This is a genomic window from Pseudomonas lactis, assembly GCF_001439845.1.
GTDB classification, from domain to species: domain Bacteria; phylum Pseudomonadota; class Gammaproteobacteria; order Pseudomonadales; family Pseudomonadaceae; genus Aquipseudomonas; species Aquipseudomonas lactis.
Genome location: NZ_JYLO01000009.1, coordinates 20,887 through 36,768, shown reverse-complemented (window position 1 = coordinate 36,768; position 15,882 = coordinate 20,887). Strand labels below are relative to the sequence as shown.

Genomic DNA, 15,882 nt, shown 5'->3' with positions numbered 1-15,882 from the left:
GAAAAATGCAGATCAGTAGAACGCGCCGGGAAACCCCGGACATGGTTCGTGGAGAAGCTACCTTCAGGTCCCGCGGCCGGGGACGGCCGGGCGGGACGCGCACACGGACAAGAGAAGGCGTTGCGCGCTGGGCGTCCCGCAGGGCGTGCGGGACATGGGCCACGCCGCCGATGGCGGACACGGCTCTCGGGGAACGGGGTCGGTCAAGAGCCTTTGCGGCCGCTACTGCCATAAAGGCGTAGAGATCGCGAGGCTCCGCGTTTGGACGCGCCGGATTCGACCGGCAGCGTACCTTTGCAGTCGGGGTAGCGACTGCACGACCAGAAGGGGCCGGTCTTGCCGGTGCGCTGGCGCGTGGGTGCGCCGCACTGCGGGCAAGCGGGTCCCTGGGGAACCTTGATGGACAGCGAGGTGCTGCCGTACTGCGCGATCAGTTGCGAAATCCATGCGGCCTGCTTGCCGATAAACACATCCAGGGTGAGCTGACCAGCCTCGATCATGTCGAGCGCCTGTTCCCACACTGCCGTCGTGCCGGGGTCTGCAATCGCCGCGGGTACGGCGTCGATCAGGGTGAACGCTGCATCCGATGCGCGAATGGAGCGTCCTTTCTTCACAAGGTAGCTGCGGGCGATCAACCCGCTGATGATGTTGGCCCGCGTGGCCTCTGTGCCGATGCCGACCGTATCCTTGAGCTTCTGCTTCAGGCGCGGGTCCGTCACCAGCTTGGCGACCCCCTTCATGGATTTGACCAGCTCGCCCTGCGTGTAAGGCTTGGGCGGCATCGTCTTGAGCGCCTTGATCTCGGCCTCGGTCACCTGACACGCCATGCCTTCGCGCAGCACGGGGAGTACCTGGCTGCGTGCCGTGGCTTCACCGTCCTCGTCCGCTTGCGGCTCGGCCAGCACCAGGCGCCAGCCCTTGACGATCACCTGTTTTCCGGTGGCCACCAGCTTCTGCTGGTCGCAGGACAGCTTGGCGACAGTGCGGTCGAACTCGTGGTGAGGGAGGAACTGCGCCAGGTAGTGCGCGCGGATCAGCCGGTACACCGCCAGTTCCTTCTCGCTCATGGCCGAGAGGTTCGCGGGTTCCAAGGTGGGAATGATGCCATGGTGCGCCGTCACTTTGCCGTCGTTCCAGGCGCGCGAGCGCTGGGAGCGGTCGAGCTGGCCCATGATCGGGCGCAGCGAGGGATCGGTCTTGAGCAGGCTGTCCAGAACAGTGGGCACCTCGGCAAACATGCTTTCGGGCAGGTAGCCTGAATCGGAACGCGGGTACGTAGTGGCCTTGTGGGTCTCGTACAGGGACTGGGCGATCTCCAGGGTTTCTTGAACATCCAGCCCAAGCTGTTTGGAACAGACCTCCTGCAAGGTGCCCAGGTCGAACAGCAGCGGCGGGCCTTCACGCATGTGTTCGGTCTCGACAAACACCACCTGAGCGCTACCCGCAGCGCGGATCTGTTGCGCGGCTTGCTGGGCAACCGGCTGTTGCAGGCAGCGGCCAGCGTCGTCGGTGCAGCCATCGGGCGGAACCCACTGCGCGCTGAAAGCCTGTCCACCCGCAGACAGGGACACGTCGATGGCCCAGAACGGCACCGACTTGAAGGCCGCGATCTCGCGGTCGCGGTCCACGACGAGCTTCAGGGTCGGCGTCTGCACGCGCCCGACGGACAGCACGCCGTCGTAGCCGGCCTGACGCCCGAGCACCGTGAACAACCGGCTGAGGTTCATGCCCACGAGCCAGTCGGCGCGTGAGCGCGCAAGCGCCGAGTAGTACATCGGCAGCGTGTCGGATGAGGGCCGCAACTTGCCGAGCGCGGTGCGGATCGACGCATCGTTGAGCGCCGACAACCACAGCCGTTCGATGGGGCCGCGGTAACCGCACAGGTCGATGATCTCGCGGGCGATCAGCTCTCCCTCGCGGTCGGCATCGGTGGCGATGACCAAATGGGTCGCCTTCGCCAGAAGCGCTTTGACGACCTTGAATTGCGTGGCGGTCTTCGGTTTGACCTCGACCCGCCACTGCTGGGGAACGATGGGCAACTGCTCCAGCGACCAGCGCTTGAGCGCCGCGTCATAGACCTCGGGAGCTGCTGCTTCTACGAGATGGCCAATGCACCAGGTGACGGTGACGCCGGAGCCGCTGAGACAGCCTTCACCGCGCTGCGTCGCGCCGAGAATCCGGCCAATGTCTTTGCCCTGGGAGGGCTTCTCGCACAAGAACAGCCGCATGTCAGTCCATCCGATTTCCATGGTTCATTGAGTTGCGGGAATCGAGGATGCCGAACACCACCAAGGGCAGCAGCAAACAAGCCGCATGCGGTGGCGACCACTTTTACGGGATGGGATGGCGGGGACGGGAGTGGCGTTCGGCCGGGGATGTGCGGGCCGGGAGCCGCGATTTTTTGGAGCGCACGGACGCCGGTGGACGTTGATGGAGCTATCCCCTGGGGATAGCTCGCGAGGGCATGGGGGCGACGGACGACTGCCACCGCCCCATGCCGGATCACTTCCTGCGCTTCGGCTCCTTCGGCGCGGTCGGTTCCTGGGCGGCCGGGGGTTTCGGCTGCGCATCCTGCGCGGCCTCTTGCTGCCTGGGGCTGAGGGCTACGGACTCGATGCGGAACGGCAGGATGCCGACGCTGCGCGCGTTGATCTGCCAGGTCTCGCGCGGCTGATCCTCGTTGTCCGTCCAAGGTTCGCGCTCCATCCGGCCGACGACCAGCACGCGCATGCCCTTCTGGTAGAGGTCCTTCCAGTGCGCGGCGTCGCGGTGCCAGATTTCCACCGGCGCCCAGAAGCCGCCGCGATCCTCGAAGGTGCCATCCTTCTTGGGAATGGGGTTGTCGAAATAGACGTTCAGGCGCAGAAGGCGGCTGGGCTCGTCGTTGCCGTTGGGGAACTCCCGGTACTCGGGGGGCGAGCCGATGTTGCCCTCGCCAGAAAAATGCGTACTCATGTTGCAATCTCCGTGGTGGTTGAAATACCCGCACCTGGTCGGTGACGAGCGCGTGCTGGGTTGCCCGGCGCGATCACTGATCGCGCAGTGCGGGTGGGATGGACTTGAGCCGACGCAGGTAAGCGTCTTCCGCCTCGGTGGCCTTGCTGGCACACTCCTGGGCCAGCCTGCCCAAGGTGTGCAACAGGCTGATCTGCATGTTCAGCGTGATGCGCTGCAGCTCGATGGCGTGCAAGTCGGCCAGCAGGTTGACCGGCGTGCTGGTACTCGCCATCAGCTCCTGCCACAGTGCCACGCCCATGGCCGAGCGGTCGTGCTTGCGCCAGCGAAGAAACGCCGTGCCTGCGCCAGTTGTCTGCTGGGCCAGTTCGATGGGGAGCAGGTGGAAGGGATGCCCGAGGGCTTGTTGCAGCACCTGTCGCTGCGCCAAGCCAATCAACTCGTCGCGCATGGCGAAGCACTGGCTGGCCCAGGCCTCCAAGTCCCCTTTACCCTTAAAGGGCTTTAAAAGGCCTTTTTGAGAGGCTGCGTGTTCCAACTGCATGAAGGCTGTCTGTTGCAGAGGGCGGAAGTAGCGGGTGTCGCGGTTTGGGTCGCTCATGCCTGCGCGTCCTCGCCGGCCGTCGCTTCGGGGGCGGCGGCCTCGTCGCTGGGCGATGCGGCTGCGGCAGGACCGTCACCGCGCTGCTGCAGGCCACGGCGCATGATGGGCGGCGCGAACTTCGAGCGGCGCGTGCCCTCCAGCACGTCCGGCGGCATCTCGCCGAACTTTTCCAACGCCGCCCGCGCTGCGGCATTCTTGGCGGCGAAGTCGTCGCGGGTGCAGCCCGAGTAGCGGTACTGCTGGGCCAGCGAGAACAGGCTGCGCAGTGCATGCGCGCCTTCGTTGAGCCAGCGTTCGAGCGTCGAGCGATCGATCAGCGCGGTGTGGTGCGCGAGGATCAGCTTGCGGGCGATATCGTCGTAGTCGGCGAGCAGGTACACGGCGGCAAAGCCGAGCTGCGCATTGACGAACAGCGGCAGCTTGACCGGCTGGACGTTGAGGTTTTCGCCCAGGGTGAGTGCCGGCGGCACGCTCGCCAGGGCCTGGTCCACCTGTTCGCGCAGCGATTGCAGCGTGGCCTTGGTCTGGTCGAGCTTGTCCTCGATGCGGAGCATCCAGAAGTCGCTGTACGGGTCGTCCTGCTCCGAGCCGCGCCGCATCTTGTTCATCTGGGCGATGTAGCCGTTCAGGCCGACGATGCCCGGTCGCCCTTCGGCGGCGGCGCGGCCGTGCCAGATGCGCGAGGCGTGGTGCGTGTGCAGCGTCAGCGACATCGCGCTGCGCAAGGAGCCGAGATTCAGTTGCAGGGGTTCGTTGGTGGTTGCCATGGTGTCCGCTCGTTGTTGGAAAAGAGCGGACAGCTTCGGCAGGTAGCGGAAGGCAGTCAGTCAACAAACCGAAACCCGCCCGTCCCCGGTTCACGGCGCGGTGGGTGCATGCGTCGCGATCTATCCCCTGGGGATAGCGCCATGGAGCGCCAAGGAACGCTGCACACCCGGATCAGCGCGAACAAGGCCGATCCCGCTGCAGGCGATCGAGGCCTGGCGTGCAGCGGTTCGACGTGTAGCCGTCAGTGGAACTATCCCCAGGGGATAGCTCTACTGGAAGCCACCGGCATCCACTTCACCACCTTGCAGGCCCGCTCACTTGCTGGCGAGCAGGTTGCGCAGCCGCTCGATGTGCTGCCTGGCGACTTCTGGCGGCACAGGCTTGCCCTGCGGCTGGGATGGTGGCGGTGCTGGTGGTGGCGGCCGCTCGTTCGGCGCAACGGGCGCCGATGGCGCGTCCTTCTTGGCCCAGGCGTTGAACTCGCCATGGATGGCCCGCTGGATGATGCCGAACAGATACCCTGCAGGATTGCGGATGCCATGGTTGCTGCATCGTGCAGCCCATTCGTCCAGCACGGCCTGCCTCAGCGCAGCATCGACCTGCTGTAGTGCCACCCTCGCACCTGTCTGCTGCTCTGCCTTCAGTTCCGCGAAGCGTTTGGGCCATTGCAGGTCGCCCAGCGCGCGCGCATGCGCTTGTGCCTGCGCGGTAGTACGTACTTCATTAATACGACTACTACGTACTGTACGGGCCTGCTTCGGATTCCGAAGAGAGGCGTCTGGCGCGGGTTTCGACCCTGCTTCGGATTCCGAAGTGGGATCGTCAGGATTCCGAAGAAGGCTCGTCGCCCCTTCTTCGGATTCGTGCGTGGCGTCCTCCTGTGGATAACTTTCGTGCGCCCCGACGCCCTGGCTGGCGAGGCGTTCGGCCAGGACTTGCAGCCTCGATGGCAGGGTGCGCCCGGCCAGCATCGGGTCTTCGCCGATTTCCTTGAGGGTGTGCAGGCCTACGATCTGCACGGCTTTGGCCGAATGGCCGAGCGCTTGGCTGACGAGTTGCAGGTAGTCCGGGTCGAGCTGCATCGCTTCAAAGGGGGTCAGCGGCTCGTCGTGCAGGACATAGAGGTTGCCGAGGATGCGGCCGGTCTTGGCGTCGCGCCGTCGCCGCACCAGGCTCAGCCATCGAGTCAGCCGCAGCAGCGTCAGTGCTCGCGCCACGGTTTCGTGCGAGGCTTGCCCGGCGCAGGGCATCGACGCCAGCCAGGGCCGAAGCTGTTCATACGTCGGGAACGCCGTCACGCCATCGTCGTTGAGCATCAGCCGGAAGACCTGCCAGGCATTGCGCTCCAGCGGCGTCAGGCGGCGGTCGAGGAACAGCCGTCGCGGTACGGTCTCGTGCCGGTTGCCGCTGAACAGGAAGGCATCGCCAGACGCCGGACCAGTGGGCATCGCGACAGGTGTAGGTGTGGGCGGGGGCGCGTCGGCGTTGGGCTTGGGCACAAGGTCTTTCAGCGCAGCGTCGAACAGGTCTGCGAGTGCGATGGGGCCACGACGTGGTGCGGTGTCGTCCACGGCCATGGTTAACCCAATCCTTGATCGACCCAGCTCTTGATCGAAGCCCAGACCACCGACAGAGGCAGCGACATGCCTTCGGCGAGGTCCATGGCGGCATCGAGGATGGAGGTTTCGTCTTCGAGATCGACGTTCCTGCTGCTGGTCACGGCCTTCCATTGCCGCCACAGCTCCGTGTCCTGCTTCTCGTCCAGCACGGGATGGCGACCCTTGCGCTTGGGCAGGCCGAGGATTTCGCGGCGAAGCGCCACTTCCTGGTGGGTCAGGCCGTAGAAGCGGCTGACCATTTCGGTGCTCGCGCCGAGGCGCAGCATGCGATCGACCGTGGCGATCTCCTTCTCCACATCCTGCGCCTGCCTGAGCAGACGCCGGAGCACTTCGCGGTTGACCGTCACCGAGCACCACGAGACGTTGGCGTTGGCCAGCACGCTGATCAGCGCGGGATGCTTGAGGGCGTCCAGCTCTTCCTCGCCAAACCCCATCAGCTTGCAGCGGCGCAGTTGCCCATTGCGCAGGTCATAGAGGGCCTGGGCGATGACGGCCTGGTTGAGTGGGTGTGGTGCGGACATGCTGGTCTCCCTCGGTCACGTTCCAGGGTCCGCAGCGCCGGCGTCCAGGTCGAGCAGACGGCGGGCCAGCCGCAGCAGCCGGAACAGCTTGACCAGTGCGGTGTCGCTCAGTCGCCGGGTTGCGTCGCCTTGTCCGTGCAGCAACGCCGACAGGTCGATGACGAATTGCCTGTTATCCAAGCCGACGTCGGCGGGCTGCTGACCGGCCATGCATGCCAGCAGCGCCAGGACGGCACGGCCCAGCGGCTCCAGGTCTTGGGCGTGGGCACGGCAGGCGAAACCGATGCCGTCTGGACGGTCATCGATGCACTCGTCCAGGCGAGCCTCGCCCGCGATCTCGCGGGCGAACTGCGCGACGTGGATGCGCAGGCGCTCGGGCGTGTCCAGGCTCGCGTCGATGTGCCAGACGTCGGAAATCGGGTAGAGACCGCCTGCTTGGACGGGAATGGACTGCAAGACGTTGGCCGAGAAATCGGGCAGCGCATCCCCCAGCTCGTCGGCGACCATCCGCTGAATGGATTGCAGCCGCTCCGTCGTCGGTGCAGGCGAAACGATGTGCCCCTGCAGCCGATCACCAGGAGCAGCCATGGGGCTTCCTGCGGGTGAGCCGTCCGACCCTGAGCCGCCCTCGCGCTCGCGCGACCCAGGTGTGGTTGCCGGCGTCGGGGCCGATGGGGCCGGCGCCGCGGGCGGGCGTGCCATGGTGTCAGGCTCAGGCAGCGTGGGGGGTGCCGTTGGTGGGGTCGGATCGCTGACCAGGGCGCGATGGCGGCTTTCGGATTCGGTGAGGTCGAGCGCCAGTACGTCGTAGTCGATGCCGAGCAGTTCGGACATTTGGCCGATCAGCTCGTCCTGCACGCGCTGGGGGGCGAACTCGTCGGCCTGCGTGTCGAACTGCGACAGCACCTCCTGAAAGAAGTCATCGAAGTCCTGTACCAGTAGTGTGCGGCCTTTGGCGTAGCGCTCCCACGCGAGCATGCAGGCCTTGCGCATGACCGACAGGCGTTCGACCTGGTGGCGGCCGAGCCCGCCATAGAGCACGGTCGGGATCGCCGGCAGGAGGTAGCGCACCGCGTCGTTCATCCGGCTGATGTGCGACTGCTGGACCGGGAAACCATCGGCGGCGAGGCGGCGTGCCAGTTCGGACTGGCTCAGGGCGGCGCCGCTTTCCTGCTCGTAGAACTCGCGCGCCTTCTCGACGCCGAGGGCGCGCTCGATGAACGTCAGGCCTCCACGCAATTCGTTCTCGGCCAGGTGGCCGGTCAGCATGACGACTTCGCCGCGGCTGGGCCACGGCCGGAACAGGCACGATATGCGAAAGAACCGCTCGTCCTTGGTCTCCGACCACAGTTCGCGCAGGATCGCCAGGCGCGTGTTGCCGCCGTTGCGAATGATGTAGTGGTCCTCGCCCGGGCGCCGGGTGATCGCCGGGGCTGCGTCCAGGCCGCGCTCGCGGATGGACGCCTTGATGTCCTCGTAGGCCGGGTTGCGCTTCTTCCTGGGATCGTGGTCGTAGGGGCGCAACTGGTCCAGGGTCACGACCATGGGCGTGTCGGCGATCGGGTCGCTCAAGGCCGAGGTGGACGGGCCGCTGCGCTCGAACCCGGCCGCGAGCAGCTTGCCGGCCATCTGCTGGGAGGTCATTTCAGCCATGGCGGCCTCCCTGCACTGGGGACCGGGCCTCGCGCTCGGCGCGGCGGATCTGCGCGCGGGCGTTGAGGGCGGCCCGGTGGTCACTGGCCGTCGAACTGGTGTAGATCGCGGCGCAGCCGGCCTTGGTGAATTTGAGGTGGCCGCCCGGCGTGCGCTTGACGTGCCAGCCCTCGCCGACGGCGAATTCGATCAGGGCGCGCAGCCGCTTATGGCCTCGGGCCAGTTCATGTGCGCTCGCCATGGGGCCTCCCGGTATCCAGAGGAAATGGCGGGCGGCCGGACACCGTGGCAAATCGGTGCTGCCATTGCGGGAACAGTTCGCCGGCGAGGCCGCGGATGGTGTCGAGCGCGGCGGGGGCGACTCTGCCCGGTGGCTGGCGGTATTCGACCCGATGCACTGGCAGGCCGCGCGTCGCGGCGCGCGGATAGGCTTCGATGGCCGGCACGTCGGTGGTCAGCACGCGGATGCCGGCGTGGTCCTGGAACAGGTCGCGCAAGGCCTGTTGGATCAGCCGGGCGTTCGCCGACACCGGGTGGACCCTGTTGATGAGCAGATGCAGCGGCGGCGGCTCAATGCCCAGGTGCCGGTACGGAGCGATGTCCTCCAGCAACTGCATGGTGCCGCGCCGCAGTTCGCGGGCGGCGAGGATTTCCGGGGTCACGGGTGACAGCGCGAGATCGGAAGCGAGCACCGCCATCTCCAGCGTCACCGAACGCGCGCCCTGGGTGTCGATCAGCACCAGGTCGTAGAGAGGAGCCAGCATGGGCAGCAGGTGCCGCAGCCGCAGGCGCCCATCCGGCGCGTGCAGCAACAAGGTGCTCAGCTCGCCCCGGTGGTCGTTGGACAGCACCAGGTCCAGACCCGTAATGATCGTGCGGGACACGAGCTGGCCGAGGTCGCGCTCGTTGAAGGCCAGCAGCTCATAGATGCCACCAGGCGCACGGTGTCCCAGTTCGTAGTAGGACGACAAGGTGGGCTGCACGTCGAGATCGAGCAGCAGCACGCGCAGCCCCGCGTCGGCGACGAGCCCGCCCAGGTTCGCGGCAGTGGTGGTCTTGCCGACGCCACCTTTCGTTGAAATGATGGATACAACCTGCATGGCGTTCTCCGTGTGAGGATGGAAGGTCCGCGGGAGAATGGGTCAGGCCCGGTTGTTGACGCGCTCGGCGATCCACTGATCGATTTCGATGGAATCCCAGCCGACGGCGCGCACACCCAGGCGCAGCGCCTTGGGGAACTTGCCCGCGCGCATCAGGTTGTAGAGGTGGGCGCGCTTGAAGCCGGACTTCGATTCGACTTCTTCCAAGCGCAGGATGCGGCGCTCGTTGGGCGGCAGAACAGGTGTTTGCGACATGGTGGTCACTCCTGAACGCTCAGTGGCGTTTGTTGGCGTGACCTCTATTCAATAGACATGGCTACGGAAAGACATTGCAAATGCAATCTCCGCGACTGCACATACAAGCTGGCAATCCTCAGAGGGTGGCGCTATGCAGCCGGCGTCTGGCCGTGGCGAACTTGCCGTTCAACGTCCGCTCGGCGATCCCCATGACGCCGTGGTGATGGGCGACCAATGCGCTTACGACAGCCTCTTGCGTTTTGAAGCTGGAGTACGGTGTGCCCGAGGGCGATTGGCCGAGCATCAGCTCCAATATGCCGCCGATGATGTTCAGGTAGGTGGCTTCGGCCCGATCACTGATTGGGTACTGCGCGCAGGCCGGGATGATTTTGGACTGTTTGAGCAGTGCGTCGTGCTTGTCTTGCAGCTCGCGGAGTTGGCGCTTGGACTGCTCCAGGGCAGATTTGAGGGCCAAGCGCTCGACCAGCATGGCCTGCCCGGTTTCCAGAGAGATGGAGGGATGGGCGATGCGCTCGCTGCGCGAGAAGAGAAAGCCGGGGCGCTGTTCGGGGTAGTGCTGGCGCATCCAACGCTTCAGATCGACGTGACGGACAGTGAGATCAGGGGAGTCGATCAGCGCGGTGTCGTGCGTCGTGATGCCGTTCCTCCCGAAAGGAAGTTCCGCATTGAGGATGCCATCGTAGATGCGTTCGGTATACAGCCTCAGCTCACCCCAACGTGGGCAATCCAACGACTGTGGCAGGTTCCTTGACGACGAGACCGAAGTGAGGATGACATGCTCAAACCGCAGAAGCCCAGCCCACCGGAGGGAGGCTTCGATCGGACGATAGAACACCTTCGATGCTGGTGCATTGTGGTTCATGCTCCCATCTCCTTCCAGGAGAACTACATGGCCGACTCCTTTGGCGCCAACCTCATGGCCGGGCAGTTGTCTGTGGATGAAGCGAGTCCCGAGTCTCGCTTCTTCATGAGCCCTGAGCACTTTTCAGTAGCTCAAGTCAGTGGTAGCCGCCATGTGCTCAATGTGTAAGAATCCGTGAGTGGTAGGTTGATCGGTCCTGTCGCTGATCAACACGAAGAATGGCGCTCACACTGGCAGCGTCATGCGTTACCGCAATCTCATCAAGAGCAATTTGTCATGGTGTGATACCCCTGCGGTTTCACAGGGCGCAATAGGCGCGCAGTGGCTTCTAGATGCCAAGGCAGGCGTACTGATCCCGAGCCTGTCATGCGTTCCCAGGTATCCTGATATACCGATAAAGAATCGCGCATCCAGTCCCAGTGACAAGCGTATGGGTTCTTCCCGCGCAACTTGCGCAGACGGGTATGGGTGGTCGCTTCTGCAGCGAGCCGGTGTGCCGAACAGCTCAGGCACGGCGAGAGCCATGCAGTCCAACCTTGGTCGCCGGGAGGCGCTAACGACGACAGGCGTCTGCCGCCAGACAACAACCGCGTCGAGAGGCAAATTCGTCCAGTGGCACTTCAAAGGGCGAACCAGTTGTTCGTCGGTAGCTTGCGTGCCGGTCAGCGCGCTGTTTCGGTGATGAGCCTGGTGCGCTCGGCTCGGCCCAACGGGCATGACCTCTATGCGGACTTGCGTGACGTGCTCGAATGCCTTTCGACGCAGCTAGCCAAGCATATGGAAAGGTGATCATTGGTGAGTTCGAGACCACCGTAGCCGGCGATGAACGAGGTGTGGGGACGATGCGCTGAGGAGGTGTCCTTGGACCTTACTGGAAGTTTCTGGACGAACTTGTTGCCGAGGGTGAAAAATGAGGCTACAATTAAGGTCTTCGCTAGTCAAGCCAGCGAAGAAAGTGATTGGGAAACAACGGCTTACGGTCTTAGTAAACGTCTCGTTTCCACCTTCACTTCCGAGGCGCCGTTGAGCTTTTGCAAGGTCTCGGCGATTTCCCCGGCAGTCTGGTTGAGCACCGCCATATCGTCGCCAAACACCTTCACCGCCACGTCGCTGCGCACCCCGGAAATCAGCTCGTTGAAGCGCAACTGGATCGGCTGCGACAGCTCATACACGCTGCCCGGCACAATCGCGCTGGCCCGTTGGATATCGGCGATGATTGCCTCGCGGGACTTCTTCGGGTTCGGCCATTGGTCCTTGGGTTTGAGCATCACGTAGCTGTCGGAGATATTCGGCGGCATCGGGTCGGAGGCAATTTCCGCCGTACCGGTGCGCGCAAACACCCGCTCGATTTCCGGCACTTGGGCCAGCAAGGTTTTTTCCAGTTGCTGCTGCATCTGTACCGATTGCGTCAGGCTGGTGCCGGGCACACGCAGCGCCTGTTGGGCAAAGTCGCCTTCGCTAAGGCTGGGGATAAACTCACTGCCCATGCGGCTGGCAACCAGGCCCGAGACGACGATGGTCAAAGCGGCCAAGCCGAACACCAGGGGCCGACGCACCATCACCCAGTTGAGCACCGGGTCATACACCCGGCGCGCACTGCGCATCACAATGTTTTCTTCTTCCTTGACCTTGCCGGTGACGAACAACGCAATCGCCGCCGGTACGAAGGTCACCGACAAAATCATCGCACCGAGCAAGGCAATCACCACCGTGAAAGCCATGGGGTGGAACATCTTCCCGGCCACGCCCGTGAGGGCGAAGATCGGCAGGTACACCACCATGATGATCAACTGCCCGAAGATCAGCGCGCGTCGCGCCTCCTTGGCCGCGGCGAACACTTCGTGCAGGCGTTCACTGCGGGTCAGCAACCGGCCATGACGGTGTTGCGCGTGGGCCAGACGGCGGATGGCGTTCTCGACGATCACCACCGCGCCATCAACGATGATGCCGAAGTCCAGCGCGCCCAGGCTCATCAGGTTGGCGCTGACTTTGTTGGTGAACATGCCGGTGAAGGTGAACAGCATCGCCAGCGGAATCACCATCGCCGTGATCAGCGCCGCACGGATGTTGCCCAAAAACAGGAACAACACCGCCACCACCAGCAACGCACCTTCGAAGAGGTTTTTCTTCACCGTGGCGATGGCTTTTTCCACCAGGTTGGTGCGGTCGTAGACGGTGACGGCCACCACACCTTCGGGCAGCGAGCGGTTGATCTCCTCAAGCTTTTTCGCTACCGCCTGGGACACACTGCGGCTGTTCTCGCCGATCAACATGAACACCGTGCCCAGCACCACCTCACGGCCGTTTTCGGTGGCGGCGCCGGTACGCAGCTCACGACCAATGTCGACCTGGGCCACATTGCGCACGCGGATCGGCGTGCCGTCCGAGGTGGTGATGACAATGTTGGCGATGTCGTCGATAGACGCCACCTGGCCCGGCGCGCGGATCAACAACTGTTCGCCGCTGCGCTCGATGTAACCGGCGCCGACGTTGGCATTGTTGCGCTCCAGCGCCGTGACCAGATCGTTGAGGGTCAGGTTGTAAGCGGCCAGGCGCTTGGGGTCTGGCGCAATCTGGTATTCCTTGGCGAAGCCGCCGATGGTATTGATCTCGGCCACGCCTGGCACGTTGCGCAGCTGCGGTTTGATGATCCAATCCTGGATCACCCGCAGGTCGGTGGGGGTGTAAGGCGTACCGTCCTCTTTGCGCACACCGTCCTCGGCTTCGACGGTCCATAGGAAAATTTCCCCCAGGCCAGTGGAAATCGGCCCCATCGCAGTTTCGATGCCGTCGGGCAATTGCTCGCGCGCCACTTGCAGACGCTCGTTGACCAGTTGGCGGGCAAAGAACAGGTCGGTGCCGTCCTTGAAAATCACCGTGACCTGGGACAAACCGGAACGCGACAGCGAACGCGTCTGCTGCAGGCCCGGCAGGCCGGCCATGGCCGTCTCGATGGGAAAGGTAATGCGCTGCTCGGTTTCCAGCGGCGAAAAACCGGCCGCCGCCGAGTTGATCTGCACCTGTACGTTGGTGATGTCAGGTACCGCGTCGATGGGCAGTTTCTGATAGCTGGCGATGCCGACACCGGCCATCAACAGCACCGCCAGCAACACGATAATGCGCTGCTCGATGGCGAATTGGATAAGGCGCTCAAACATGGGGAATCACTCGCAGGATCAATGGGCGTGTTCGGCCGAGCCTTTGCCCAGTTCGGACTTGAGGATGAAGCTGCCAGCCGTCGCCACCTGCGCGCCGGCCTCCAGGCCTTTACGCACTTCGACGTAGCCGTTTTCACTGACGCCCAGTTCAAGATGGCGGGTGATAAAGCCGTCCGCCGTGCGCACAAACACCGAGGGTTTGTCCTCGACGGTCTGGATAGCGGTTTGCGGCACGGTCACCTTGGCCTGGTAGGTATCGGTGGCCACTTGCACGGCCACGAACAAGCCCGGGCGCCAGGCGTCGTCGGGGTTGGGGACCGTCACGCGCACGGTGGCGGTGCGTGTCTGTTCGCCGAGCAAGTTGCCGACATAGGCCACCGTGCCCAGCACTTCGGTGCCCATTTCCGTCGAGCTGACTTTCACCGGCTTGCCCACGCGAACTTTGTTCAAGTCCTTGGGAAACACGCCGAAGGTGACCCACACCTGGGACAGGTCCGAGAGGGTGAAGGCATTGCTGGTTTCACTGACCACCTCGCCCACCCCCAGGTGTTTTTCCACCACCACACCGGCGAAGGGCGCACGCAATTCATAACGATTGCCGCCGGCCAATACCGCGCTGCCGCTGAGCGCAGTCATCTTTTGTCGCGCATTGTTCAGGGCGATTTCGGCTTCTTGCAGGGTTTGCCGCGCCAGCAGGTAATCCTGTTCGGCAGAGATTTTGTCCTGCCACAACTGACGCTCGCGCTGGAAGGTGGTGCGCGCCAGTTCGACCCGGCGTTCGCTGGCCGCCAATTCGCTGCGCTGGTCGGAAATCTGCTGGCTGGCGATCACCGCCAACAGTTCGCCCTTCTTCACCGACTGGCCCAGGTTGACCTTCACCGCCTCTACCACGCCCGCTGCGCGGGGCACAATATGGGAGGTGCGGTCTTCGTCAAAACGCACCTCGCCCGGCAGCGTCAGCACGGTGCTGATAGCGCGCGGTTGCGCCTGGGCCAACTGGATGCCGGCGGCTTGAATCTGCTGCTCGGTGAGTTCGAGCTTGCCTTCTTCTTCCTCGGCGAGGGCGAGGCCCGATAGCATCAGGCCCAGGGCGACGGCGAGCGCCATGCCATGTTTTTTGTTCATCAGGAGACTCCAAGAAAAATCAAAAGCGGGCGAGGTCGCCGTAAATGCGCTCGATGCGTACCCAGGCCTCGGTAGCCTGGGCGGTGGCCGCAAGGTATTGGGTGCGGGCTGCGATCAAGGTGCGCTGGGCGTCGAGCACGTCGAGGAAGTTGAACTTGCCCATCTCGAAGCCACGGGTGGCGCTGTCTACCGCACTTTGTGCGGCGGGCAGGATCTGCTGGTTGAACGCGCGCACTTCGGTGTTCGCGGTTTGCCACAGGTCCAGGGCCTGGCGGGTTTCGGTACGCAGGCGCAACTCGGCGGCGTTGCGCAGGTCGCGGGCCTGGTCGGCGCGTCGAGTGGCCGCCAGGATGTTGCCCTGGTTGCGGTTGAACAGCGGAATGGGCATCGACACGCCCACCAGGTTCACCCGTTCGCGCACACTGGCGTCATATTGGCTGCCGATGGACACATCCAGGTCCGGAATGCGCTGGGCTTTTTCCAGGCCCACGCTGGCTTCGTTCTGCACAATGTTGAGTTCGGCCAGGCGCAGTTCCGCAGTCTGTTCAAGACGAGCCAGCAATGGCGCGGCGGCGGGTAACGCTGGCACGGAAGTGCTTGGCGTAGCGACGGCCTGGAAGTCGGTGGCGGCGCTGCCGGTGCTGCTGGCGAGGCGACGGTAGGCGTCAGTGAGGCCGATCTGGGCGCGGTTCAACTCCAGGCGAATTTCGGACACTTGCACCTGGGCGCGAGTGGCTTCCACGGGTGACGACTTGCCAGCGGTGACGCGCCCGTTGGCGACCACCAGGCCGCGTTCGGCAAGCGTCATGGAGCGTTGCGCCAGGTCAAGGCGTTCCTGGGCGCGCAAGGCGCCGTAGTAGCTGTCGATGACCTCGGCGCGCAGCTGGTTGCGACGCTGCTCCAGGGTCAGCGCGGCGGCATCCTGGGCACGGCTGGCCACTTCGATACGTGCACCGCGCTTGCCGCCCAGTTCCAGGGTCTGGCTGAGCTTGATGCTGGTGGTGCGGCTGCGGCGGCGGGTGTCTTCGGCGTCCCAGGAGGCCACCGGATTGGGGATCAAGCCGGCCTGCTGGCGACCGCCCTGGGCGATGTCAATTTCCCATTGTGCGGCCGCCAGGTCCGGGTTGTTGGCGAAGGCGGTTTGCAAGGCTGCATCGAGGGTGAGAGGTTGTGCCTGGGCGGCGTTTGCGGATATCCACAATGCCAATGCCGCCGCCCCCAACAGTGTTCTAACGGAAATTGCCATAACGAGAGTTCCA

15 protein-coding genes and 1 pseudogene are annotated in these 15,882 nt (G+C 64.3%); 2 read left to right on the top strand and 14 right to left on the bottom strand.

What is annotated here, in order from left to right; all coding sequences use genetic code 11:
• Positions 1-203: 203 nt before the first annotated feature.
• From TX24_RS16260 to TX24_RS16210, 11 genes are all read right to left on the bottom strand, one after another.
• Positions 204-2,228, bottom strand: coding sequence for a DNA topoisomerase III (locus TX24_RS16260; protein ID WP_003821061.1), 2,025 nt, complete (start codon positions 2,226-2,228; stop codon positions 204-206).
• Positions 2,229-2,502: 274 nt separating this feature from the next.
• Positions 2,503-2,955: a single-stranded DNA-binding protein gene (locus TX24_RS16255; protein WP_003821059.1), complete on the bottom strand. Its 453-nt coding sequence runs from the start codon at positions 2,953-2,955 to the stop codon at positions 2,503-2,505.
• A gap of 73 nt (positions 2,956-3,028) precedes the next feature.
• Positions 3,029-3,556 carry a DUF3158 family protein gene (locus tag TX24_RS16250; protein WP_003821057.1) on the bottom strand — a complete coding sequence of 176 codons (528 nt, stop codon included), beginning with the start codon at positions 3,554-3,556 and terminating at the stop codon, positions 3,029-3,031.
• The gene (locus tag TX24_RS16245; protein ID WP_003821056.1) at positions 3,553-4,326 is read right to left on the bottom strand and encodes a PFL_4669 family integrating conjugative element protein; all 774 of its coding nucleotides are present in this window, start codon (positions 4,324-4,326) and stop codon (positions 3,553-3,555) included. Before TX24_RS16245 ends, TX24_RS16250 begins: the two co-directional genes overlap by 4 nt.
• 315 nt (positions 4,327-4,641) lie before the next feature.
• On the bottom strand, positions 4,642-5,904 hold the full coding sequence (locus tag TX24_RS16240; RefSeq protein WP_003821055.1) for an STY4528 family pathogenicity island replication protein: 1,263 nt from the start codon (positions 5,902-5,904) through the stop codon (positions 4,642-4,644).
• 2 nt (positions 5,905-5,906) lie between these two features.
• Entirely contained in the window at positions 5,907-6,467 is a 561-nt protein-coding gene (locus TX24_RS16235; RefSeq protein WP_003821054.1) for a DUF2857 domain-containing protein, read from the bottom strand.
• A 15-nt stretch (positions 6,468-6,482) separates the two neighbouring features.
• Positions 6,483-8,120 (bottom strand): ParB family protein, encoded by a 1,638-nt coding sequence (locus TX24_RS16230; protein WP_033470938.1) that lies wholly within the window; start codon positions 8,118-8,120, stop codon positions 6,483-6,485.
• Positions 8,113-8,361 carry a hypothetical protein gene (locus TX24_RS16225; RefSeq protein ID WP_003821044.1) on the bottom strand — a complete coding sequence of 83 codons (249 nt, stop codon included), beginning with the start codon at positions 8,359-8,361 and terminating at the stop codon, positions 8,113-8,115. Before TX24_RS16225 ends, TX24_RS16230 begins: the two co-directional genes overlap by 8 nt.
• Positions 8,345-9,220 (bottom strand): ParA family protein, encoded by an 876-nt coding sequence (locus tag TX24_RS16220; protein WP_003821043.1) that lies wholly within the window; start codon positions 9,218-9,220, stop codon positions 8,345-8,347. The genes TX24_RS16225 and TX24_RS16220 overlap by 17 nt, the downstream gene beginning before the upstream one ends.
• A gap of 42 nt (positions 9,221-9,262) precedes the next feature.
• Positions 9,263-9,475 carry an AlpA family transcriptional regulator gene (locus tag TX24_RS16215; RefSeq protein WP_003821041.1) on the bottom strand — a complete coding sequence of 71 codons (213 nt, stop codon included), beginning with the start codon at positions 9,473-9,475 and terminating at the stop codon, positions 9,263-9,265.
• Positions 9,476-9,593: 118 nt separating this feature from the next.
• Positions 9,594-10,340: a hypothetical protein gene (locus tag TX24_RS16210; RefSeq protein ID WP_003821040.1), complete on the bottom strand. Its 747-nt coding sequence runs from the start codon at positions 10,338-10,340 to the stop codon at positions 9,594-9,596.
• A gap of 27 nt (positions 10,341-10,367) precedes the next feature.
• Here TX24_RS16210 and TX24_RS31870 point away from each other — a divergent pair, with 27 nt between their 5' ends.
• Positions 10,368-10,508 carry a hypothetical protein gene (locus tag TX24_RS31870; protein WP_153573857.1) on the top strand — a complete coding sequence of 47 codons (141 nt, stop codon included), beginning with the start codon at positions 10,368-10,370 and terminating at the stop codon, positions 10,506-10,508.
• Positions 10,509-10,808: 300 nt separating this feature from the next.
• On the top strand, positions 10,809-11,129 hold the full coding sequence (locus tag TX24_RS30905) for an IS66 family transposase (RefSeq protein WP_074167576.1): 321 nt from the start codon (positions 10,809-10,811) through the stop codon (positions 11,127-11,129).
• 209 nt (positions 11,130-11,338) lie between these two features.
• On the opposite strand, the pseudogene TX24_RS16205 reads toward TX24_RS30905, so the two are convergent.
• From TX24_RS16205 to TX24_RS16195, 3 genes and pseudogenes are all read right to left on the bottom strand, one after another.
• Positions 11,339-13,498: pseudogene (locus TX24_RS16205) on the bottom strand (CusA/CzcA family heavy metal efflux RND transporter); the annotation flags it as partial.
• Between the two features lie 18 nt (positions 13,499-13,516).
• On the bottom strand, positions 13,517-14,623 hold the full coding sequence (locus TX24_RS16200; RefSeq protein WP_057710673.1) for an efflux RND transporter periplasmic adaptor subunit: 1,107 nt from the start codon (positions 14,621-14,623) through the stop codon (positions 13,517-13,519).
• A gap of 19 nt (positions 14,624-14,642) precedes the next feature.
• Positions 14,643-15,869, bottom strand: coding sequence for a TolC family protein (locus tag TX24_RS16195; RefSeq protein ID WP_034134438.1), 1,227 nt, complete (start codon positions 15,867-15,869; stop codon positions 14,643-14,645).
• Positions 15,870-15,882: the final 13 nt, after the last annotated feature.